General features: G+C 55.1%; 26 protein-coding genes, 1 tRNA gene and 3 pseudogenes. 28 read left to right on the top strand and 2 right to left on the bottom strand.

Translation table 11 applies throughout. The annotated features are described in order from the left end of the window. Nucleotides 1-294: 294 nt before the first annotated feature. The gene (locus M1B35_RS10870) at nt 295-1,491 is read left to right on the top strand and encodes an amino acid aminotransferase (RefSeq protein ID WP_123330775.1); all 1,197 of its coding nucleotides are present in this window, start codon (nt 295-297) and stop codon (nt 1,489-1,491) included. 131 nt (nt 1,492-1,622) lie between these two features. Further along, entirely contained in the window at nt 1,623-1,820 is a 198-nt protein-coding gene (locus M1B35_RS10865; protein ID WP_123330772.1) for a hypothetical protein, read from the top strand. Nucleotides 1,821-1,826: 6 nt separating this feature from the next. Here the strand turns inward: M1B35_RS10865 and M1B35_RS10860 are convergent, their stop codons facing one another. Then, on the bottom strand, nt 1,827-2,060 hold the full coding sequence (locus M1B35_RS10860) for a hypothetical protein (RefSeq protein WP_268261932.1): 234 nt from the start codon (nt 2,058-2,060) through the stop codon (nt 1,827-1,829). A 256-nt stretch (nt 2,061-2,316) separates the two neighbouring features. Between M1B35_RS10860 and M1B35_RS10855 the strand changes: the two genes are divergently transcribed. From M1B35_RS10855 to M1B35_RS10740, 25 genes and pseudogenes are all read left to right on the top strand, one after another. Then, nucleotides 2,317-2,392, top strand: a tRNA-Asn gene (locus M1B35_RS10855). Nucleotides 2,393-2,554: 162 nt separating this feature from the next. Further along, on the top strand, nt 2,555-3,877 hold the full coding sequence (locus M1B35_RS10850; RefSeq protein WP_268261931.1) for a tyrosine-type recombinase/integrase: 1,323 nt from the start codon (nt 2,555-2,557) through the stop codon (nt 3,875-3,877). A gap of 911 nt (nt 3,878-4,788) precedes the next feature. After that, nucleotides 4,789-5,343, top strand: a pseudogene (locus tag M1B35_RS32025) (integrase domain-containing protein); the annotation flags it as partial. 123 nt (nt 5,344-5,466) lie between these two features. Then, nucleotides 5,467-6,045: pseudogene (locus M1B35_RS32020) on the top strand (tyrosine-type recombinase/integrase). Nucleotides 6,046-6,152: 107 nt separating this feature from the next. Beyond that, nucleotides 6,153-6,377: a hypothetical protein gene (locus M1B35_RS10840; RefSeq protein WP_268261929.1), complete on the top strand. Its 225-nt coding sequence runs from the start codon at nt 6,153-6,155 to the stop codon at nt 6,375-6,377. A 93-nt stretch (nt 6,378-6,470) separates the two neighbouring features. Continuing rightward, nucleotides 6,471-6,731, top strand: a complete 261-nt coding sequence (locus tag M1B35_RS10835; protein WP_268261928.1) for a hypothetical protein — start codon at nt 6,471-6,473, stop codon at nt 6,729-6,731. 266 nt (nt 6,732-6,997) lie between these two features. Further along, nucleotides 6,998-7,228 carry a hypothetical protein gene (locus M1B35_RS10830; protein WP_268261927.1) on the top strand — a complete coding sequence of 77 codons (231 nt, stop codon included), beginning with the start codon at nt 6,998-7,000 and terminating at the stop codon, nt 7,226-7,228. Nucleotides 7,229-7,258: 30 nt separating this feature from the next. Beyond that, the gene (locus tag M1B35_RS10825) at nt 7,259-7,654 is read left to right on the top strand and encodes a hypothetical protein (RefSeq protein ID WP_268261926.1); all 396 of its coding nucleotides are present in this window, start codon (nt 7,259-7,261) and stop codon (nt 7,652-7,654) included. Between the two features lie 337 nt (nt 7,655-7,991). Continuing rightward, on the top strand, nt 7,992-8,537 hold the full coding sequence (locus M1B35_RS10820) for a GIY-YIG nuclease family protein (protein WP_268261925.1): 546 nt from the start codon (nt 7,992-7,994) through the stop codon (nt 8,535-8,537). Next, on the top strand, nt 8,518-8,826 hold the full coding sequence (locus tag M1B35_RS10815) for a hypothetical protein (RefSeq protein WP_268261924.1): 309 nt from the start codon (nt 8,518-8,520) through the stop codon (nt 8,824-8,826). Before M1B35_RS10820 ends, M1B35_RS10815 begins: the two co-directional genes overlap by 20 nt. 93 nt (nt 8,827-8,919) lie before the next feature. Beyond that, nucleotides 8,920-9,279 (top strand): Rap1a/Tai family immunity protein, encoded by a 360-nt coding sequence (locus M1B35_RS10810; RefSeq protein WP_268261923.1) that lies wholly within the window; start codon nt 8,920-8,922, stop codon nt 9,277-9,279. 129 nt (nt 9,280-9,408) lie between these two features. Continuing rightward, a complete protein-coding gene (locus M1B35_RS10805) occupies nt 9,409-9,672 on the top strand; it encodes a hypothetical protein (RefSeq protein ID WP_268261922.1) in 264 nt (87 codons plus the stop codon). A gap of 165 nt (nt 9,673-9,837) precedes the next feature. Then, nucleotides 9,838-10,605 carry a hypothetical protein gene (locus M1B35_RS10800; protein WP_268261921.1) on the top strand — a complete coding sequence of 256 codons (768 nt, stop codon included), beginning with the start codon at nt 9,838-9,840 and terminating at the stop codon, nt 10,603-10,605. Between the two features lie 281 nt (nt 10,606-10,886). Next, a complete protein-coding gene (locus tag M1B35_RS10795; protein ID WP_268261920.1) occupies nt 10,887-11,273 on the top strand; it encodes a hypothetical protein in 387 nt (128 codons plus the stop codon). A gap of 24 nt (nt 11,274-11,297) precedes the next feature. Further along, entirely contained in the window at nt 11,298-11,438 is a 141-nt protein-coding gene (locus M1B35_RS10790) for a hypothetical protein (RefSeq protein WP_268261919.1), read from the top strand. A gap of 1,122 nt (nt 11,439-12,560) precedes the next feature. Beyond that, nucleotides 12,561-12,941, top strand: a pseudogene (locus M1B35_RS10785) (tyrosine-type recombinase/integrase); the annotation flags it as partial. 61 nt (nt 12,942-13,002) lie between these two features. Next, the gene (locus M1B35_RS10780) at nt 13,003-13,908 is read left to right on the top strand and encodes a hypothetical protein (protein ID WP_268261917.1); all 906 of its coding nucleotides are present in this window, start codon (nt 13,003-13,005) and stop codon (nt 13,906-13,908) included. Between the two features lie 272 nt (nt 13,909-14,180). Beyond that, nucleotides 14,181-14,396 carry a hypothetical protein gene (locus tag M1B35_RS10775; protein WP_268261916.1) on the top strand — a complete coding sequence of 72 codons (216 nt, stop codon included), beginning with the start codon at nt 14,181-14,183 and terminating at the stop codon, nt 14,394-14,396. Nucleotides 14,397-14,518: 122 nt separating this feature from the next. Then, nucleotides 14,519-14,692, top strand: coding sequence for a hypothetical protein (locus M1B35_RS10770; protein WP_162844267.1), 174 nt, complete (start codon nt 14,519-14,521; stop codon nt 14,690-14,692). A 572-nt stretch (nt 14,693-15,264) separates the two neighbouring features. Further along, nucleotides 15,265-15,984: a class I SAM-dependent methyltransferase gene (locus M1B35_RS10765; protein ID WP_268261915.1), complete on the top strand. Its 720-nt coding sequence runs from the start codon at nt 15,265-15,267 to the stop codon at nt 15,982-15,984. A 40-nt stretch (nt 15,985-16,024) separates the two neighbouring features. Next, on the top strand, nt 16,025-16,366 hold the full coding sequence (locus M1B35_RS10760; RefSeq protein WP_268261914.1) for a hypothetical protein: 342 nt from the start codon (nt 16,025-16,027) through the stop codon (nt 16,364-16,366). A gap of 196 nt (nt 16,367-16,562) precedes the next feature. Further along, entirely contained in the window at nt 16,563-16,829 is a 267-nt protein-coding gene (locus tag M1B35_RS10755) for a hypothetical protein (RefSeq protein ID WP_268261913.1), read from the top strand. Between the two features lie 144 nt (nt 16,830-16,973). Further along, a complete protein-coding gene (locus M1B35_RS10750) occupies nt 16,974-17,210 on the top strand; it encodes a hypothetical protein (protein ID WP_268261912.1) in 237 nt (78 codons plus the stop codon). 1,086 nt (nt 17,211-18,296) lie between these two features. Then, nucleotides 18,297-19,454 carry an MFS transporter gene (locus M1B35_RS10745; protein ID WP_268261911.1) on the top strand — a complete coding sequence of 386 codons (1,158 nt, stop codon included), beginning with the start codon at nt 18,297-18,299 and terminating at the stop codon, nt 19,452-19,454. Between the two features lie 103 nt (nt 19,455-19,557). After that, nucleotides 19,558-20,145, top strand: coding sequence for an SH3 domain-containing protein (locus tag M1B35_RS10740; protein ID WP_123330766.1), 588 nt, complete (start codon nt 19,558-19,560; stop codon nt 20,143-20,145). Between the two features lie 60 nt (nt 20,146-20,205). On the opposite strand, the gene M1B35_RS10735 is transcribed toward M1B35_RS10740, so the two are convergent. Then, entirely contained in the window at nt 20,206-21,747 is a 1,542-nt protein-coding gene (locus tag M1B35_RS10735) for a nucleobase:cation symporter-2 family protein (RefSeq protein ID WP_268261910.1), read from the bottom strand. A gap of 177 nt (nt 21,748-21,924) precedes the next feature. Here M1B35_RS10735 and M1B35_RS10730 point away from each other — a divergent pair, with 177 nt between their 5' ends. Continuing rightward, a complete protein-coding gene (locus M1B35_RS10730; protein ID WP_123330762.1) occupies nt 21,925-22,377 on the top strand; it encodes a hypothetical protein in 453 nt (150 codons plus the stop codon). Nucleotides 22,378-22,409 lie beyond the last annotated feature (32 nt).

Genomic DNA, 22,409 nt, shown 5'->3' with positions numbered 1-22,409 from the left:
GGAGCGAGAACGACCGCGAACGACAAACGTCGTCGGGAAAAACTGGGATTGTCCTAGATGTGGAGGCAAATACCACCGCTTTCAAGATAACGGTCCTACACGCCCTAACGCCTTTGACGTTGCAATAAGACTAACGGTCGAAAAATAAAGCGAAAAACTTAGGGCAAAAAGCCAATAGGCTGTCGCCGCCAGAAAGGATGGCCTCTATACTAGCTCCCCGTTTGTGCACCGCTCTAGTGCATCCGGCTGGAGCGCGACACGTCCCTCCACACTCCATTCAGAGCCGCCGTAATAATGAGCCTGTTCTCCGCTGTCGAAATGGCACCACGCGATCCAATCCTGGGCCTCAACGAAGCATTCAACGCTGACACCCGTACCAATAAGGTCAACCTGGGGGTCGGCGTTTACTGCAACGAGGAGGGGCGAATTCCACTCCTGCGCGCCGTTGTCGAAGCCGAGACGATTCGTGTCGCCCAACACGCTTCCCGCGGTTACCTGCCGATCGACGGTATCGTCGCTTACGACCAGGCCGTACAAAAGCTGCTGTTCGGTAACGACTCGCCGCTGATCGCCGCTGGCCGCGTCATCACCACCCAAGCCGTGGGCGGTACCGGTGCACTGAAAATCGGTGCCGACTTCCTCAAGCAATTGCTGCCTGACGCCGTTGTCGCCATCAGCGACCCGAGCTGGGAAAACCACCGCGCGCTGTTCGAAACCGCGGGTTTCCCAGTGCAGAACTATCGCTACTACGACGCCGCCACCCACGACGTAAACCGTGCTGGCCTGCTGGAAGACCTCAACGCCCTGCCTGCCCAGTCCATCGTGGTGCTGCACGCCTGCTGCCACAACCCGACCGGCGTCGACCTGACCCCGGCCGACTGGAATGACGTGCTGGAAGTGGTCAAGGCGAAGAACCTGGTGCCGTTCCTCGACATGGCCTACCAGGGCTTTGGCGATGGCATCGACGAAGACGCCGCCGCCGTGCGCCTGTTCGCCGAGTCGGGCCTGACCTTCTTCGTCTCCAGCTCTTTCTCCAAATCCTTCTCCCTGTATGGCGAGCGCGTTGGCGCACTGTCCATCGTCAGCGAGTCGAAAGAAGAAAGCGCCCGCGTGCTGTCGCAAGTCAAACGCGTGATCCGCACCAACTACTCCAACCCGCCGACCCACGGCGCCAGCATTGTCGCCGCCGTGCTCAACAGCCCGGAACTGCGCGCACAATGGGAGCAGGAACTGGCGGAAATGCGCCTGCGCATTCGCGGCATGCGCAATCAGATGGTCGACTTGCTGGCCAAAGGCGCGCCACAGCGCGACTTCAGCTTCGTCGGTCGCCAGCGCGGGATGTTCTCTTACTCCGGCCTGACCGTTGAGCAAGTGACCCGCCTGCGCAACGAGTTCGGTATCTACGCCCTGGACACCGGCCGCATCTGCGTGGCCGCGCTGAACCAGAACAACATCGACGTGGTGACCAAGGCCATCATTCAGGTGATCTAAGCCACCTCGGTGACAGAAAAAAGGGGAAGCCATCTGGCTTCCCCTTTTTTGTCCCGCCGACAAAATCTCCAACCCAAGGCCCGCGCGCTCTAGACTCAGGCCGTGCCCTACCCTTGCCATCGAGAACCCAGATGAAAAACGACGACCTGCGGGCAGACCGCGACGAACTGGAGCACTACGTGTCCCGCCCTCAGAAACGCGAAAAGAGCCTGGTGCTGCAAATCGCCCTCGGCGTGTTTCTCGGTGGGCTGGCACTATGGCTGGTACAACTGGCCGGCGGCGCCCTGGCGGCCAAGTTCATGCTTGGCACCCTGACCTTCGGCGGCTGAACGAGCTCAGCCGGCCAACTCTTTGGAGCGCTGGCTGGCGGCATCATCAAACGCCACATACAGCGATTCGGCCACTTGGCTCTTGATCGCCTTGCTGCTTTCCAGCCCGAGGACAAACCCTTCGGCCTTGCCACCAGCGCGGTTGAGATCGGCAGACGAAGCAGCGCCGACAATGGCATCCCACAATTTACTGGCCTGAGGCCCAACCCCTTTGGGCAGGGCGATCTGTTCGATGCTCATGCCAGCACCCCCGATCGGAGCGTTAAGCGGCGGGTGACTGAAAGCGAATACAGGGAGCAGGTCATAAAGCGTACCTTTGCGGCGGGAGGCCGGTCGCGCGTGAAACCACTTCCGGGGCGCCATGGTAGCCCTCCCTCCCGCTTCTGGTAACCGCCCAGGCCGATTTTTCCTCGGTCGACGCCTAGCGGCACCGGCCAGCAGAAAACTGCAATCCTGCGCTTGACTTCTCCTTCTTAATCAGTAAGATACGGCGCATTCCGCGATAGCTCAGTTGGTAGAGCAAGTGACTGTTAATCACTGGGTCCCTGGTTCGAGTCCAGGTCGTGGAGCCATACAAGGTTCCAGAGAAGGCTTTCAAAATCTCTGAAACCCCCGAAAAACCCGCCTTCTGGCGGGTTTTTTCGTTTTGGCGTTCTGTCGGATTCCGGTGGGTACCAGCCATTTTAAGGGTAGAGTTTGGGATAAAGGTCAGTTCGATAATAGGGAGTACCCTTATGTCGCGCACTACTGCTCCACTCTCCGACGCCGCTTGCCGTTCGGCCAAGCCCACAGACCGCGCCCACAAGCTTTTCGACGGCGACGGCCTTTACCTTCTAGTCCAACCCAATGGCCGCAAAGGCTGGCGTCTCAGATACGTCAAACCTGATGGCCGGGAAGGACTGACCTCATTCGGCAACTACCCCATCGTTGGCCTCGCGGATGCGCGCCGCAAGCGCTTGGAGGTCAAGCGAATGCTGGCGGATGGCATTGACCCCATAGGAGCCAAGAACCTAGCCAAGACGGACGCTCTGATCAAAGGCCGCACCTTTGAAAGCGTTGCCCTCGGCTGGCACACGGAAATGTCAGCCAAGTGGGCACCAGACTATTCCAAGACAGTGATGAGTCGCCTCAAAACTCACCTCTTCCCGCTGATCGGCGCCCGCGCCATTGTTGACCTTGATACCCACGACCTGATGCGGCCCCTAGACGCGATTAAGAAGCGCGGAACGATAGACATTGCTTTAAGGGTACAAAACTACCTGCTGAGCATCATGCGCGAGGCAAAGCGCCTCCGGCTTATCACCGTAAACCCTGCTTACGACCTCGTAGGCTCGATCAAAGCCTCGCGGGTCGTCCACCGCCCCGCCTTAACCTTATCGCGTTTGCCTGAATTGCAGGAACGGATCGACACTTATAAAGGCCGCGCACTTACCCGGCTGACAGTCTTGCTGTCGCTGCACGTGTTTGTACGCTCTAGCGAGCTGCGCTTCGCCCGCTGGAGCGAGTTCGACCTCAAACGTGGCGTCTGGGAAATACCCGACACGCGACCAGCGTTGGAAGGCGTACCCTTTTCCACAAGGGGGACGAAGATGGCAGGCGATATCCATCTTGTACCCTTATCGCCGCAAGCGATCGCCCTGCTCGAACAGATCCACGCAATCACAGGCAAATTTGACTTGGTGTTCGCAGGCGATACCAAATCTTGGAAACCAATGTCCGAAAACACGGTGAACAGCGCGCTTCGGAAGATGGGGTACGACACCAAATCCGAGATCTGTGGGCATGGGTTTCGTTCGATGGCCTGCAGCGCACTGATCGAGTCAGGTTTGTGGGCAGACACAGCCATTGAGCGGCAGATGAGCCACAAGGAACGCAACAACGTCCGCGCCGCGTACACCCACAAGGCCGAGTTCATCGAAGAGCGCAGGCTGATCATGAACTGGTGGAGTCGCTACCTTGAGGCTAATCAGCAGAAGCATGTCAGTCCACGCGAATTCGCCAATCAGACGGGTGCGAATGTCACTCGCCTAAAAGCAAAACGTGGCGCAACTGAGTAAGCGCTCGGTCCTCATATCTCAGTGATCCGCTTTGTCCACGCGGGTCCATCCAAACAGGGCTGCAAAGCCGCCCTGTTTGGATGGACCTCCCTTAAAAAATCTAAAGCCCATATAGCTATCTGTGGAAAACCACCGATTTCCGCCGGTGAATAATTTCATCCACCACCGCAGAGCTCCGGAAAATTCGAGCCTTGACCCAAATTATCCACAGGCGTAGAAAAGATCGGGCAAGCGCTGTCGTTGACAGCAACCCAGGTAGCCAGAACCTTTGAGGCTACGCCACACCGTGGTGGTTCTCCCAAAGTGCGATTAGCGTCCGGAGGCTCGCACGGTCACAGCGATGTGATGGATGCCTACTTTTATCAGTGTGCCCACTGCGGCAACCCATACTCTTTCATAGCTGCCCTGCAGCATCCTATCCGCTTGGCCATTTCATTGCGCCAACCTTTGCCCGTCTCTTTCTCCCGGAAAGAGACGGGCACTCCTACCACTGCTGCAGCCCTCCTCGTACAAGGCTTTGCGGCATTCCCCCTCGTGACAATCGGCGCGACAAACACCGAAGTCACCAGCAACAGCGATGCAGATGATGGTGCCGCAGCCCACGGAATGGACTGCACCTGACTGACAGTCAGGCATGCCCCAGTCATCGCATCACTGCCTTCACCCGACTCAGGATCTCGCGGCATTGGTCTCGTCAGCCAGCGCAGCTTCCGCCCGCCCACTTCTTCGGAAGTGCTCAGGAGGCTAGATCATGAGATGCCCAAGCTCCCGGTCGTAAAGAGCCGCCAGTCCCGCGTTAGTGGACAACCCTCACAGGTCGCAGGGGCCTTGATCCCTGATAACACTCAACATTCTTGGCGGGATGACGTGGGGAAAGTTTTAAAAATTTTGGCTTCGAGAGGACTTCGATCATGGCACTGGTGGGCAGGCGAGATGGACGCAATTTTGGCTATGGTCGGCAGTTGAGCTATGCCGGGCCGCAAGCGCTCAAAGACCTATTTGGCGGCGGACATTACGGCACGGTCATGGCACACAGTGATCGGTGGCAGGCGTTTGTGCGCTGGTGTCGGTCGGAGGATGGACCAGGGTTTAACGATGCGCGGCAGATAGATAGCCAAACCTTGCTGGACTACACCGGACATCTGCGCCAACAAGTTGAACAAGGTGAGCTGGCTATCGCCACTGCGCAAAACCGGTTGTCCAGTGTGAATCGAACCATGGCCGCGCTTCGCGGTGATCAGTATGTGAAAGTGCCGAGCCCGAGTGAGGCGCTGGGAATGCGGCGCACCACTGTTCGTCGTTCAGTGCCGCAAGGCCAAGACCGCGAACAGGTGAAGCGGATCGTCGACGTGCTCTGCGAACACCAAATGCCGCGCGCGGCGGCGATCGCTCAGTTGGCACGAGCCACCGGCATGCGCTTAGTCAGGAGGCCCCGGCCTGACTCTCTCCAGATCCAGCACGATTCCCGTGTAATCCTGACAGAGAGACCGTATGCCCCCCCCCGTCGCGCTACTTCCCTTCGCCCTGGACAATTCAAACACCTGATCCGCGTTGCATCCGTCACTGGCCGTCTGCCAGAACGTGACGTGATGCTTCTGTGGCTGACGCACACGACTGGCATTCGTGTCACCGAGCTGGCCTTGCTGGAGGTCGCAGACGTGCTGTACCCCAGCGGAGCCATCAAGCCCGAGGTGTATCTACGCGCAGACATTACTAAGGGCTGCCGACCGCGCAATGTGTACCTGACCCATGCTCGATGCCTTGCCGCCCTGGACGGCTGGATCGCGGTTCGCTTACGGCGCCGCTGGGGGCTTTCCGGAGCTGATGAATACCGAGGGTTTCGCCCAGGTTCAAAGCTAGTTATGACGCACAAGGGTCAAGCCTTCGAACTGGCGTTCAAGCACCGCATTTTGGACTCAGGGCCGGAGGTCTACAGGGCGTGTGATTCTCTACAGCAGACCATCAGCAGGCTCTACCGACAGGCCGGTATCAAGCACGGATCGTCGCACAGCGGCAGACGCTCCCTAGCGGCCAAGGTCTTGGCTGCAACCGGAGATGTTGAGACGGTGTAGATCATTCTTGGCCACGCCTGCCTAGATCACAGCAAGCCTTATTTGACGGTCGATCAAGAAACCTTGCGCAGGGCTTTTGAGATGGCTTTAGGATGAAAAAGTATTAAATATTTATCATATGTTTTAAATATTATGTTGACTTTTATGTGGTGGCTAATTGATGCTTTTTGCAGTCGATTTGACTCAAACTGAAGATGCACGAAATGACCAAGCCTAAGGTAAAAAGCCCAATACAGAAGCAAGTGGAGGCCCTTGAAGAGAAAGGAGCCATTCTCGATCGCATTCTCAGCGTAGCAAAAACAGAGAGCGGTAGGATTACAGAAGATGGCAAGAATCTTTATCACATTTTGAGAGGTGCAGGACTCAACAAGAGCGAGATTGCCCGTGTTTTGGATGTCACGCCTTCTGCTCTCACAAAGTACGAGTGATCGGGAAACGCGGTACTGCCCGAGCCCAGCCTTCGCTGGGCCGTGGTCGTAGGGGACGCTTATTTTTGCGTCCGCGAAATCGAAGGATTGAGCATGGCCCAAAGTAAACAGCAAAAAATCATCAAGAATACCCTCGCTCGACATGAAGCCGATTACGACGAGCGCGCAGGCAAAATTCTGATCACTGACTTCTATCAGCTGAGTCAAATTTTGGAATCGCTGAAGGAACATGATCGCAGAGCATTCAACGCATTCTACGCGTTGATTGAAGCCAATCTTGAGCTTGAGGCAGGTTTCAGGGAGCGTGGCAGCAGGATCGCGAAGCTGCAGCGGGGGCAGACTCAACAGAAGTAGGAAATCGTCTGAGAGCATTCAACAATCACTTCGAGATTATGAATCTGCTCTCTCCGAGGCTAAGCAGTCCAAGTAAACGGGAAAAGAGCATATGGATAAGTTAATTGAGTTCTGGAAGAGCGTCGAGCAGATGCCCACAGGCGGAAAGATTTTTTGGTCATGTGTAGCGTTCGTTTGCATTTTCTTTCTAGTGACTTTCTGCCATAGAAAGCGCCAGTCGCCAGGTACGGGTCAAGAGCCCGAATAGGTAGGAAAAAGGAACCCCCATGAGCACCACCATTACCCTCAATGCCCAGCGCGTGCAGGCCGCCAATCAGGCGCTACGTGCTTTGATCGAGGCACTGCGTAGCAAGCCGATAGATATTCTCGTGCAGGAACGCGCTGACATTGAGGGACGCTTGCGCACCTTGGCGGCGCTCGGCCTGGTCGACGCCGAAGAGGAGCAGGAACTCTATTACTTGGCCGAGGCAGCGCGTCTGGCTGCCGAGGAAGGCTGACCTCCAGCTCCAAACATAAGGAAAAAATTCATGCAAAAGGATTCTGCAATCTGGAATATCAACGCCCATCAGCGCTTCGCTTTGCTTGCAACACTCGCCATGTCGATCCTGGTCTTGCTGCTTCACTTTCCATTCGACGGTTATGTAACCGAGTACAGCTACACATCACCGTCGCTCACCGTCTGTCCTAGGGGTGATCTCTTGCAGAAAATGAGAGAGCTAGGAGCAGAGGAATTCAATAAGGCTATGGTGGCTTGCCAAGATAAGGATGTGCCTGTGGAGCTTCCCATGTCCGATTGGCGCAGCAATGGAGCACCCGTCTATTGGTTCTCTTCACCAATCCACGCGATAGCGACGATCATCTCCATTCTTGTAATCGGTCTAGCGTGGTTTTTTTCTGCCAGATCAAAACAAAGCTTTACCTAGTAGGAAATTCCTTTTTTCGTCAGTTTGGCACACGGCATTCACTGAGCAGCAGATGACTATCCTACTTCGTACGTTATTCCCTAGCCTAAATTATAAAGAACACAAAATTCATTTCGCCTGCTGGAATCAGCATAGTCAGCCTTTAGATGTCTTCATTCGATCTCGTAAGGAATGGCAAAAGTGGAACTCCTGGAGGGGAAAGCGGGATGACTTTAATCGTCGATTTATTTTCTAACTAATTGATTTTTATCCAGAGCCGAAAGCAAATACGTGGCTGTTTGGTGGGGTTTGGGAGGTCCTCGGCACTACCAACGTCCCAGATTCAACGGCCTATAGTGTGAGCTTACTTGAAGAGTATGAACATCTGATTGGTAAGCTCAAAATCGAAGCTCCTCCCATTGGTCGCGCTCGGCGATGTCTGATGGAAGAGTATGCCGATGGCATGTCTATCGTTGAACTTTTCAAAGAGGTTTACACCGGCGAACGCTTCCCTGGCTTCGACAACTTATCTCTGAGCTTTTCTGCAATGGAGACTATCTTCCTTACGGAGCGCCTCGACTGGAAGACCGCCCTTGAAAACACCAAAGGTGTGTACCTGATTGCCGATAAGAAAAATGGAAAAAAATACGTTGGGGCTGCGTATGGCAAAGATGGCCTCTGGTCCCGCTGGCAGGCCTACCTTCTGACTGGGCACGGTGGGCATAGCGATGAGCTGACCAAACTGATTTCGACAGAAGGAATTGAGTATGCTCGTGAATATTTCAGCCTGACCTTGCTCGAATATCGCTCAATGCGTACTGATGATGAAGTCGTCATCCGACGAGAAAGTTTTTGGAAGGAAGCTCTGCATACGCGGGGTGCTTTTGGATACAACAAAAATTGATCCGGTCGGCTGGAACGCCTGGCTAAGAAAACTCGTTAATAGGAAAAAAGTTGGTATGCAATTTTTAATGAACGCTGTGGTTTGCGCGTCAATGGCCGTCGGTGCCCCATGCCACACCGAAAACCCAAAAGCGGATACTCAGTACCCGACACGCGAAGCTTGTGAAGACATGGTCTACGCCGACAACAACGAGGTATTTCAGTTGAAAGCTGAAAAGCTCGATGGCGATGGCAAGCCTATGAAGGTTTGGACTTACTACTGCCGAGCAGTCACGGATCAACCGTTATAGGAAAACGCCCAGGTACGCCCAAGCCCAGCCATGCACTGGGCCGAGGCCGTAGGAGAGGGACGCTTTTCGCTCCCCTAGACCGAGGAGGGAAACATGAAACGAATTTTGGTTGCCGCACTGCTATCGCTTACGAGCTTAACGGCATTTGCTGATGGGGAATCGTTACTGAAAAAGTGCTCACTCGTAAGTGAGCCCCGGCCTGTTGCAAAGACTACAAACGCTGAGTTTATTCTGATAGGTCAATGCCTCGGGATGGTAGAGGGCGTTGGTAATACAATCGCGGTGTTGGGTGAAGCTCTGCCGGAGGCGCGGCTCTGTTTTCCAAAAGCGTACACCACCAAAGATGGTGTTCGTGTAGTTGTTGCCTTCCTCAAAAACAATCCTAAAGATTGGTCTGACTCAGATACTGGGATGGTAATGATCGCGCTCGCTACCGAGTATGGATGCGGATGAAGCCTTCGACCATGATCAAACAATTCTGGGAAAAGGCTCAGCTGCCCCCCAAGCCCTGGCCTAACAAACTGGGGCCGAGGACATAGAAGGACACCAATCTTGGCGTCTAAACAATGAAGGCTAATTAGCATGGACGATATAGACCTGCTTGCGAAAATTGACTTGGCCAAACTGGCCCTACCTGGTCACATCAATGATGCGGTTGGCTATCAGCTGAGGGAAATCAGTCGGGTAGGAACTGTCGGCCAAATCCCATTTGAGGAAGGTAGGGCCGATGGTATTTGTGTTGGTCTGCGTCTGGCCGGCGCACTGGACAATGAACAGGAACAAGCACTGAAAATGACGCTCACCAAGGCAATCATGCGCAAGCAGCGTGAGCTACGTTCGTCGTAGAGGAAAACTCCCATGGCTGATGGGTTTGAGGATCTACTTAAAGAGGCTGGGTATCGCCTCATTGATCCAAACGGCACGTTCATTGCCCAATCAAGCTAGCCGGTGACAGTTATTGAGCGCTTTACTAATGTAGCTACGACACGAAAGAAAAAAGGAAGCGGCAACATGATAGGACTTCGAGCACGTCATTCGTTTGCACAGTTTTTAGAATTGCAGCCCCCAACCGTTTCAGTTGTTCTCTTAAGCAAGTATGGGGTTCAGCATCTTTCACTATCGCATGACCATTTACTGTCAGATTTACTAAATGTTCTGCGTTCGCTCGACGAGCGGACCATCATGCATGTACTTGCCGAGGTCATAGCAACACCAGGCGATCTGCGTTCAAGGGTCAACCCGAAATATCGCTTTGACGAGCGTATGCATGACCTCACTCAATGCCTGTTGCTGGATGGTTACATCGTAACCAACAAGACGCTCATTAAAGGAGACCCGTCCATCACCAGCGCACCACCGATAGAAGACGATCTGATCTTAGCGCTTCAAAACTCAGGGGCTCCTCGCAAAGACGATATTATTGCGCGGATTAATGATTCGGCCTCTGCGTTTCGTGCGACGCCGCCTGATTTCAATGCTTCTCTTGTGAATGCGCGAGTGGCACTTGAAACACTGGCAGTCGATATTGCGGCTCATGTAGCTTCACGAATGACAAACCCAGCTCCCTACGATCCTTCAAAATGGGGGATGGTTATCCAGTTTTTACGCATGAGTGGTGAGATCACAGTTGAGGAGGAGAAGGGGCTTGCTGGTGTGTTCGGCTTTTTAAGCCCAGGCGCTCACCGGCCAGTCGGGATTCCCGAAGATCAGATGACCCGGCTCGGGCGGTCATTTGCGCTAAATATGTGTTGGTTCTTGCTTAAGAATCACTTGGCGTAGCGAATCGGGTTTTGCCCTCATTCCGAACGTAGGTGGCGTGGTAAATGCTCCTGAAACTGGAGATCGTTGTGGTGTGTACGGCGTAGTTAAGTCCCGTCTTTTTACCTACCTGCGCTCGGGTGAGGAAATCTTTTGCGGCATCAACATCGTCGTTGAAGATGTGGATATTGACCATGGTGCGTTGATCAAAGAATAGTTGTCGCAGGCCCACTAAGTGGGCCTGTCGAGAGCCGATTCAGCGAGCCGGCTGCCGACAGTCACAGACGCAATGGAGAATAAGAATGGATTTACTGAATGTCGCCCGTTCTTTCCGCGAATCACTTGATGCGCAGAAAAGCGAGGGCACCCTTCCACCACATATGCAGAGGTTTCCTGAGTGCTGCTGTGGAGTTGTATCAGAGCTGCTGGGTCATTACTTGAACGCTGCAGGGGTTCAAGCTGAATACGTCTGTGGATCTGGTCATGCTTGGCTAGAGTTCGGAGATGTTGTGATTGATATCACTAGCGATCAGTTTGCAGGCAGACCACCAGTTTTCGTTGGAGCCAAAGATGATTGGTACCGGTCACTGGGTGAGTCATCAAGGCGTATAGCAACCCGCCTGAAAAGCGAACATTACGGTGAAGAAAGTGATGTCCTTCGTGAGGTCTTGCGCAAGGCAGAGTTATAGAGTCCAGGTATCTAGGAAAACGCCATGCCATCAGTCGTGATCGAAGGTATCGAATACGTGCCACGGTCCGAGGTTCCGCCCTTGACCGATGCCCGGTTGCAGCGCGCCCTTGAAGAGCTGGTATACATCCAGTATTTCAGGGAGAGCCACAAGGCGATCCCGTAGGCCTGGAACGTGCTGAACGCACTTGCACCTGAGCTGGCCCAGTTGGCCGCAGATAATCCCCTGGCTGCCTATGAGCGCGTCCACAGGACAGAGTAGGGAAACGCAGTACCGCCCAAGCCCAGCCCATGCTGGGCAGCGGCAGTAGAGGGGCACGGTAATCGTGCCCAGGATCGAGCAGGAAAACGCTGCGATGAAGGGATCGATCAAAGATGTTTAGCATTTACGCTGTGTACTTCGTTTTGGCCTGTTTTGCGGCTTTCCTTGCTTACGAGGCAGGGCAATCGCGAGGCTCAAAGATGGTGAAGAAGCGAATCCTGAACGCACTGGAGCAGCACGAGGTTGATGTGTCTCATGGATACACCGAGGGCTACTCGGGCCTTGGTCTTGCACGGATCATCAGGAACATCATCAGCTAAGGGAAAATATGAGTTCGTTAGCGATAGTGGTCGGTTTGTGGGGGCATTCCTGCCTCCCACACTTAGAGGCATGCGGTGAAGACGTGAAACAAGCAGATTTTTACGGTGTATATGCAATCGAGAACTGCGAAACAGCCAGTGCTGTGTTGACCAAAAAAGCGCAACACTTGGCGTTAAAGGGAGAGTCGGTGATGTTCTACTGCAGGCCAGAATCCAAACCCGAGCGTTGAGGGAAAACAGGATATGAACAGTTTTGGCCCCCTTGCCATTTTCGCCATAGGAGCAGCTGCTTTTTACCTATATCGCTCGCACAAGCGGAAAGTAGATTACGAATCTGTGTGTGAGGTAAGCCAAGCCTTGAGTAGCTTGGCTGACAGAGCTGGAGCTTACTCGAGTGAAAAGGCACACCCCCACGAAGTTATGGCCGCAGCCATCCGTGAAGCTCAGGCAGCGGTTATTGCGAAGCGTACGTTCGATTCGGACTACTCGAGCCATATTCAACGCCAATTGCTCAGGTCATTCGCCCCGGACCTTCTTGAGTCTATTGGTATTTTTCGTGGTACGGCGAGGTTTAGTAGGTGTTACTCAGCCCTGGCTGCGCTCGCTGGAGACTTCGAGCGCCTTCAATTTCCAAAAAAATCAAAATGGTAACGTGCTGACCTAATTTAGTGACTCCCAGCAAACACAACTGAATCCACGGAAAAAGGTGCGTGCTGCCCGTCGGTGGGGTTATACCGGTGCCGATGAATATCGAGGCATGCGCCCAGGTTCGAAGCCTGTTCTAAGCCACAAGGGGCAGGCCTTCGAACTGGCATTCAAACACCGCCAGTTGGATAGCGGGCCAGAGGTTTACCGGGCCTGTGATTCGCTCCAACAGACCGTCAGCAGACTTTACCGGCAGGCCGGTATCAAGCAGGGATCGTCGCACAGCGGCAGGCGCTCCTTGGCGGCCAAGGTGCTGGCGGCAACAGGCGATGTTGAGACGGTGCAGACCATACTAGGTCATTCGTGCCTTGATCACAGCAAGCCCTATCTGACTGTTGATCGGTCGACAATTCGACATGCTTTTAAGGTTGCGCTGGCATAAATATATCAGTGATTCTTATTGGGTAGTTTTTTCTAAACTTTTTGGGCTATAGGTTATTGCTATGAGAAATGAACCGTTAGAAAAAACGACAATTACATTGAATATGGCCGTGGCATCTTCAGCGAACACTATATTTCTTATTGATTGCTTGAGTCCGGATGATTTGCAAACGGCTAGGCGCAGGGATGAAGGCATACGTGACGAGTTGATGTCTTTGCCTAAGAAAGGATTCCAAACCGATAGCTCTCGGGTTGTTCATTTACGCTGCCAGACTCGCGAAGACTGGGACAGGGGATTAAATAAAATCCGAGACGTTTGCAAAAACGGACTTTTACCACTCTTGTTCATAGATGGTCATGGCGACGAGAGAAGAGGACTTCTACTGCCCTCAGGTGAGCCTGTCTCCTGGGAAATCTATCTGCGCGATCTTAGGGCTATTACCTACGCTGCCCGCGGTGAATTGACAGTGATCGCAGCTTTCTGTTACTCGCTAGCCATTAAGCCAATGCTCAAAGGTAAGAATGAAAAACTACCTTTTGCGTTCTATTTTGGTTATACAAACGAGATCAGCGCAGGCATTGTAGAAAAAGAAACCAGAATTCTATATGAGTCCCTGCTCCGTAACGGCGGAGGGACTCTTCAAGAGGAGATTTTGGAGCTAGCCTGCTTTGATGAGTATGATCATGCTATCGATGCCATTGCGCACGTGGTTATGATGGAAACTGCGCCGAGAACGCTAGTTGCCATTGATCCAAGGTTTTCCCGAGCAAAGCTAAGAGCTAAAGTTGGTAAAGATTTAGCTGCCGACGGTGTGAAAATGGCGGGTTACGGAAAAGTAATCAACAAAGTTATTCGTAATCCCAAAGCGCTAGCTATAAAATTGATTGAGGATGTGATGCACGATACTAATCGGCGGAGGGATTTCATTCGGAATATTCACAAGGAAATGAGAGGAAAAACTGCCTAATTAGGCGGGTAATAGCGATTATGTGAAACGCTTCAGTTTGTGCAGGATCTCTGTCGACCTCGCAAAGCGCGTTTGGCCAGATCGGGCTATTTTGGCAGTCACGGATTTTCCGCTGCACACCACGGCCCTTGACTGGGCCTTTGGCAGTACCAGGGCGCGATTTATGCTGCCCGGAAAACGCTCAGTTGCACTCTCAAGCCCCGGCCCCAAAATCCGGAGCCGAGGACGTAGAAGGACGCTCATTTGACGTCCGCGAAGCAGGAAATCGATCTGTGGCAGCTCTTTATGCAAAGGTCTCGCATCACCCAGGCGGAAATCGGACATTGGTGGTCAGCGAGAAAGAACTGACTGGTTATGATCACGTTCATTCACCATCAGGGCTGATTGCAAATGGCGATGCATTAGCGTTCTACCGAATTGTCGCCACCTACATTGCTCAGCTTTCTAAAGAAGGGCACCAAGTTGAGTACACGGATACCTCCAGGTAATGCGCAAGCCCAGCCCCTGCTCTGGGCAGAGGCCGTAGAAGAGGGACGCATTTCGCTCCCCAGGGGCGAGCAGGGAAAATCGACTTACTTTCAGCAAACACCATTACGAATGGAGCAACAAAATGAGCAGAACACCCAATGATGACCGTAGTGACAGCATGAACCCGAACAACGATGCTTATGACTCAAGCATGGATAATCACTCCAACCAACTCAATCCAAACAACGACGCTTATCAAAGAAACAATGATGATGACGAGCTGGATCAAGGTGATTGTTTTGAACATGGAGAGTGACAGAGTTTAATTTGAACGGATGGCTCGCGAACTAGGCTTTTGCACGTCGGGAATGATGCCTTTGCGCGAATTCGGGCTGTCGGCATCATCGGCCAGGCCTCCTTTCAGTAGTCACAGAAAAAAGCGGAAGGTCATTCGCACCATGTAGGTGCGCGCACGAACGGTGAAGGGAGCAGCTGAATGCGCGAAGGCAAATGACTGGTCCCCCAGGCCCAAACCCTATTACTCCCCCCGGCTTACTGGGCCACGTGAACTGGGCTGTACGCCCGCCAAAGTTTGAGGGAATCGACTGTGACCGGAATTTCGAAACAGGGGTGCGTCAAGTTGGCCCGTCACCATGGCCATGAGCTGGTTCGCGCTCGCAAGAGTAATCAGTGGGGCATGGTGTTGCACTCGCGCCTCATGCGTGACAGCTACATGGCTGATGCCCGCGCTCAGTAACCGAGGAAAACGATCACGGCAACGAAAGCACAGTTCGATGAAGCAGGGAGGAAGCTCGGATGCGCTTTCGCAAAATTGCGTTAACTCTATGCAACACCCTCAGTCACATATGTTATGGAGCATGATCAAGAATGTACGGAAGAATTGATCCCAAGACCTATGCATCACAATGGGCACACGAGTCGACACACATCGAGAGCCAAGGTACCTACCAGTGGTTGAGCTCAGTCACTCCAAGTGGAAATGTTCTGGAAATTGGCTCAGGAATCGGCTTCGGTACCATCTCATTGGCGGCAACAAGGGCTGTTCTGTCCCTAGATAGTAACGTCGATTTGATCGAAAAAGCGCGTATGCGTGTTCAATCGTGCGGCGTCAACGCGGAGATTCTATGTACCGACTTTCTTAGACCGTCAACTGAAGCTATCGCCCGTATTCAGTCCTTTGTACCCAAAGTCGTCGTGGCTTGGTTTGTTGGATCAAACGCAGATGATCAAGAAAAGCATGCATCTGAGGTGCCGTGGTTGGAGCGTGCGAAGAAGTATCGAGAGAATGTCGAAGATGCTGTGTTGGCGTTGCCCTTGTGTCAACCGTCCGTCGAATGGGTTCACTTAGCAACTCGTACGGGACGCGTTTCAGGGTTCACCGATGAGCAGGTCAAGCTTTCGCAGCTGGAGAACTACGATCAGTACGTCTTTCACCCAAATGGCTTTGAAGTGACTGACATTCAGATAATGCCCTGGGATAGGCAGGACAGCCAATTCGGCTACCAAGACAGCTTCAATCCTAACAGGGCGCCCGGGCCGAGTGAGCCTGCGATCTTATCCATCCTTGCGAAGCGTAGGGTGGGCTGAATATTGAGATGTGCGCTGACTTTAACTAAATCATCAAGGAATGCTCAAAGACTTGCATCATTTTGAGTTCGGGGCCGCAGATCAACTGATGGAGATTTCTGCATTCAAGACTTACCCCCTCGCATTCGCATTTAGCACGGAAATCGTAACCATGATTTCAGCATCAGTAGCCAAAGGCCTTACCCAGCAACAGATTCTTTTTGTCATCGCTGTAGAAGTGAACTGCGGCATCAGCCAGGCAGACGCCCGCGCCGAGCTTGAAGCCGATCGCTGGGACTACGTCGAAGCGATGGTAAATATCCGCTGTGAGCAACAGTCGCCACGGGGCTACTCTTCGAACTGGCCAGGTCAGCCCGCAAACTATGGGGCGGCTTCTGCCTAAGCATTAACGATTCGCCCGGTGCGTCGGGCCTGTCGGGAGCCGATTCTGTGAGTCGGTTGCCGACAGCCACAGACACAATGGAAAACCGTGCCGCTACCCGTCGCTGCATCGGTAAAGCGTTCAATGCCAAATCATGCGTGCCGGGGACAGTCGTTGAACGCTTTACATATGTAGCCACTTCAAATACGAGGTCACCATGAGTTCAGATTCCAGAAAAAGAATTGAGCCAGGCAAAACATACCGGCGGCAAGCTGGACCGTACGATGTGATCACCAACACGCCCAGGTACAGTTTTGAGGTCATCGCGGCTGATGACGATGCCCGTAGCCGCGTGAGCGATAATTCACAAATCATGGGTGTGACCGGTCGGCATTTCTTTGTGTGGGATATCACCAATAACGCTCACACTCCGGTGTTCGTTACTCTGACCAAAGATGGCGAACCGTTTGATCCTGCTGGTTGAATACACACCGTGTTACGCGTAACGGCGGGCCGTTCTGGAAAGCGCGGCGTATCTGCCTCCCAGGTATACAACAAGCCCAGCCCTTGCGCTGGGCCGAGGCGGTAGAAGGGCGCGACTACACGTCCGTTAACAAGGAACTCTATGATGTCTCTGATCCAAACTGATCAAGACAGCCCCAAGATCATCGAGCGAGCCCGTCAGTCCATCGCCAAGATGGCCGACGAGGTGCGCCGCTACCGACATGATCCTGGTCTTTGGTCTTCCTCGGCATGGAAGGTCACTGGCTATCTGACAGCTTTGGTTGAAAATTATCTGATCGGATCTGCGATGACAGTGCAACTGACCCAGGAAAAGGACAAAGCCCTAAGCGATGCACTCTGAATCGCCCCTGACTTCATAGACGAGCTCAATTGCCTGACTTTTGCCAATTAGCCAGTTCTGAATGACGGAAGCGGGTCGGAAGTCGCCTGACCCGACCGGCGGCTTTTGGCCGACTCTTGCCCGTCGCGACCGGCAAAGAACGGCCAATTTCTGCCCATCGCAATCGTCAGCTTTGGGTTGCTCACTGCCGGTCACCTTCTCTACGAGTATCGGTCAAGTCGGATGCAAAAGATGGTCAGCATCAATGCCATTGATTAGCCGGTAGGAATGCAAACCACGAATCAAAACCTGTCGAAATTCAGGACGTCTTTTTCAATACCTAAACCACCCAACTAAAGTCCGTTTCGGACGGACACAGTGATCACGAGGAACGAACTACTGCACTGATCGGTAGGCGGGACGGACGCAACTACCGTGCTCATGGGGATCCAAAGAGTTCGTATAAAATCCGGGCTTAATAAGGATAACCTTAGGGATAAAGACTTTAAAAGTCACCACAATTTCCATTTAAAACAGATACTTAATCTTCTATTCGAGTCCAGGTCGTGGAGCCATATTCCTACACTGATTTGCCTTGATATTTATGAGAGCGCCCTGCTTTTTCGGCACATCAGCTCAAGCATCTCCCCACAGATAACCGATCCGCCCGTCAGCCAGACGCGCGGATGCAAGCGTTTTGCCCAACAGAAACCTTCCTGTACCGACCCTGTTGCTTTGCCTCAAGGGCCGACGTAGGCTGTCCGCCTCTTTATCCAAGCAATTAGACGATGTGATGTTCCTGACAGCACAGTCACCGTGCCCCTCCCCCTTGATGAGCCCCTCGGCAACCCTGGCCGTTGCCCAGCAGGACTGCGCGATCAACCGTCGGCGCCGTAGCGTCCTGTTTGCCTTCACCTTCTCCCCGCATCAGGGCAGTCGCTAACTGCGATTGACTGCACCGCCAACCGCGAGGTTGTAGGAGCTGGCTTGCCAGCGAAGGCGCCCTGAACAGCAGCACACCCTGCAATAGCCTTTTCGTCGGCAAGCCGGCTCCTACGCGCCCCCCCCTTTTTTTGGCGCCTGAAGCTTCAGGCGCGGGTCTTGATCATGAACAAAGCCCTGTTAGCCGCCCTGATCCTGGGCATTTCCATTGTCGGCTTGAGCATCGGCTCCACCGTGCCGATCCTCGCCCTGCGCCTGTACCAGGCCGGCGCCTCCAACAACCAGATCGGCATCATGTCGGCGCTGCCGGCCGCAGGCATGATGCTCTCGGCCTTTCTGGTCAATGCCCTGTGCCAGCGCCTGACCCGGCGCCAGATCTACCTGCTGTGCTTCAGCCTTTGCGCCTTGAGCGTGGCCGCCCTGGAATGGCCGGGCGCCAGCCTCTACAGCCTGGGCCTGGCGCGGATCGCCATGGGCCTAGGTGCGGGGCTGATCATTATTCTCGGGGAAACCTGGGTCAATGAAATGGCCGAGGACGCGACCCGCGGACGGCTGGTGGCGGTCTACACCACCTGTTTCACCTTCTTCCAACTGCTGGGCCCGGGCCTGGTCTCGCTATTGGGCACCGAAGGGCCGGCCGTGCTGTCTATCGTCAGCGTCGGCTACGCCGTGGCGATCACCGTGGTCTGGCTGACCCTGCCCCAGGCAGACCTCCAGGCACCCCACGGCGAAAGCCGGACCTTCTCGGTGCTGGGCTTTATCCGCATCGCCCCGGCACTGTGCGTGGGTATCCTGTTCTTCGCGTTTTTCGACAGTGTGATTCTGTCGCTGTTTCCGGTCTACGCCGCCGGCCATGGCTACAGCATCAAGCTCGCGGCCCTGATGGTGACCATCATCCTGCTGGGCGACACGGCCTTCCAGTTCCCCCTCGGCTGGCTCTCGGACACACTCGGGCGCCCTGGCATCTACCTCGGCTGCGGCATCGTTGCCCTGGCAATCGGCCTGGGCCTGCCGCTGCTAATGGAAGCCCCCGCCCTGCTCTGGCCCAGCCTGGTGATCCTCGGTGCGGCGGCCGGTGGCATCTATACCCTGGCCATCGTGCTGATCGGCCAATCCTTCAGCGGCGCCGACCTGGTCACCGCCAACGCCAGCGCCGGCCTGCTCTGGGGCATCGGCAGCCTGTTGGGCCCCTTGCTCAGCGGCGCGGCCATGAGCGGCGGCAGCTATGGCCTGCCCCTGACCCTGGCGGCCGCCGCTGCCATAGTGGTGGTATTTGCACTGTCCCTGGTGCGCCAAGGGCAATTGAGCGAGGCAGCCGACTAAAACGGGCCATCACCCAGCGGATGCGGTCGGCGATCATTCACAGGCCGCGTCTTTGTCATTACCATCGCGAGATCCGCAATCCCACCTCATGGACCCCCTCGCGATGGACCGACTTCTGCGCCTGCTGCCCCTGTGCGGCCTGCTCTCCCTTCTGCCCCTGCCGGCCCTGGCCGAAACGCCCATGGACTGCGCCACCTTGAGCGACAAGGTGTCCCTGGAAGCCGGCGAATACCGCCCACCTCTGGAGGCCAAGGTCATCGGCCAGGGTCGCCTGCACTTTCACAGCGGGCCGAGCGCCGCCTGCGTGAACAAGAAGCTTTATGTGATTCCCGGTGATGGGCTGACGGTGTACGCCTCCAGCGAAGACGGCTGGACCCAGGTCATGTACATCGGCAAGGACGGTGAGGACTACAAAGGCTGGGTCGAAAACAAACGCCTGCTGTTGGGCAAGCACTATGGCGCAAGCGGCGCCGAGCTTCCCGATGAAGTGGCGGCGCTCATCCAGCGCCACGAAGCCTGCGAACACTTTGCCGGCGAGGAAGCCTACGACGAGGAGCGCCGGGCCTTCCTGGAGAAGGCGGTGAACGAGGTCTGCACAGGCCATGATCGCCAGCTCGCCACCTTGCGCCAGCAGTACCAAGACAACCCTGACGCTCTGCAGGCGATGAAGCCGTTGGACAACCTGGAATAATCAACCGCAAAAAAAACGGCGCCTTGCGGGCGCCGTTTTTTTTGGATGGGCGGATCAGCTTCAGTGAGTCGCCTCGGTACTGCCTCGTGCATGGCTCGGTAACGAACCATCGCCGGCCTGGTTCGGCGAATGGCCCGGCTCCTCCGTCACCAGGGGTACTTCATTACCTTCGGCATCATGCAGCTTGCCACCGCTGAAGTAGTCGCCTTCACGCAGGGCCGCAATGTCATGGAAGCGCAGACTGCGCTCGGTGCCCGCGACAAACACCGACTGCTGGTCCGAGTTGCCCGCAGTGAAATGGTTGAACGCCAGGTTCAGCAGGATCGCCATGATCGCCGACGAGCTGATGCCCGAGTGGAAGATAGTCGCGAACCAGCTGGGGAAGTGATCGTAGAAGCTCGGCGCAGCGATCGGGATCATGCCGAAGCCGATGGAAGTAGCGACGATGATCAGGTTCATGTTGTTGCGGTAGTCGACCTTGGACAGGGTCCGAATGCCACTGGCGGCCACGGTGCCAAACAGCACGATACCGGCACCGCCCAGCACCGAGGTGGGTACCGCAGCGATCACCCGCCCCATGAAGGGCAGTAAGCCGAGGATCACCAGAAACACGCCGCCGGTCGCCACCACAAAACGGCTCTTGATCCCGGTGACCGCCACCAGCCCGACGTTCTGGGCAAAGGCACTCTGCGTGAAAGAGCCAAAGATCGGCGCGATCATGCTCGACAGCATGTCGGCACGCAGGCCATCGCCCAGGCGCTTGGAGTCGACCTTGGTGTGGATGATTTCACCCACCGCGAGGATGTCCGCCGAGGTTTCCACCAGGGTCACCATGACCACGATGCACATCGACAGGATCGCCGCGACATGGAAGGTCGGCATGCCGAAATGGAAAGGTGTGGGCAGGCCGAACATCGGCCCCTGGGTCACGCTGGAAAAGTCCGCCATGCCCAGGAACACCGCGATAACGGTGCCGATGATCATGGCCAGAAGAATCGACAAGCGGGAAATCGCCGCGCTGCCGATTTTGCTCAACAACAGCACCAACACCAGGGTCAACGCCGCCAGGCCGACGTTCGCCATGCTGCCGAAGTCCGGCGCGCGGCTGTTGCCGCCCATGGCCCAGCGTGCCGCCACCGGCATCAGCGTCAGGCCAATGGTGGTGATAACAATGCCGGTAACCAGCGGCGGAAAGAATTTGGTGATCCTGGAAAACACCGGGGTGATCAACAGGCCGATCAGCGAGGCTGCGATCACCGCTCCCAGGATCGACTGGAAGCCCCCCTCACCCGTGCTGCTGACAATCGCCACCATGGTCGACACGCCGGCAAAGGACACCCCCTGCACCAGCGGCAGCTTGCAACCGAAAAATGGCAAACCCAGGGTCTGCAGCAAGGTCGCCAGGCCACCGGCAAACAGCGAGGCTGCGATCAACAGGCCGATCTCTGCGGGGGACAACCCCGCCGCCTGGCCGACGATCAGCGGCACCGCCACGATGCCCCCGTACATGGTCAGAACGTGTTGCAGGCCATAAGCCATATTCGCGCCAACACCCAAATTTTCATCTTCGGGCCGCTGCGGTGAAACGTGGGACGTATTCATGGTGTGGGGTTCCCTGTTTTTGTTCTGCGCACACTGTATGCAACATTCAAGACAACTGTCTATAAAATTGTATACAGTTTATCGGCCAACTTTCCGGCGCATTGGCCCCCACGCAATTCCCGTAAAAAACCCAGCCCCTGCTAGAATCCCCGCGCTTGGACGACGACTTCAGGGCCAATGAAAGCCATCACTCGCTTCACCTTTGCCGACCATCAAGGTCCTGGCGCCACCGACCCGGATGACCGGCAACTGCTGGCCGACGGGCAACCGACCGCCCTGCGAGTACCAGGGCGCGTGCTGCGTAGGCAATACGAAACCCGCCACGGTTACCTGCTGTTCACCGAGCTGGATTACTGGATCGAGGAAGCGGTGTTTGTCGTGCTAGTGGACAAGAGCCTGCAACGGATCGTCGCCCAGCGCCTGCTCAACAAGTGGTACAGCAGCTATAGCCTCGACGCAGTGGAATGGCAGGACGACGAGCACTTTTACCTGACCATCGAAGGGCTCGCCGAGTACCGCTTCTATTTCACCGTGCGTCGCTTCGCCATCCCGCTGATCCGTCCGCGACTGGGAATAGCCTGCCGACGCTTTCATCCCGGCAGCGGCCAGTGGCGCCGAGATATCCGTTAGCGCCACTGGCAGCATCACCTAGCGATGCCCCC

This window comes from Pseudomonas morbosilactucae, assembly GCF_023241665.1.
GTDB lineage: Bacteria > Pseudomonadota > Gammaproteobacteria > Pseudomonadales > Pseudomonadaceae > Aquipseudomonas > Aquipseudomonas morbosilactucae.
This window is presented reverse-complemented; position numbering and strand designations above follow the sequence as displayed.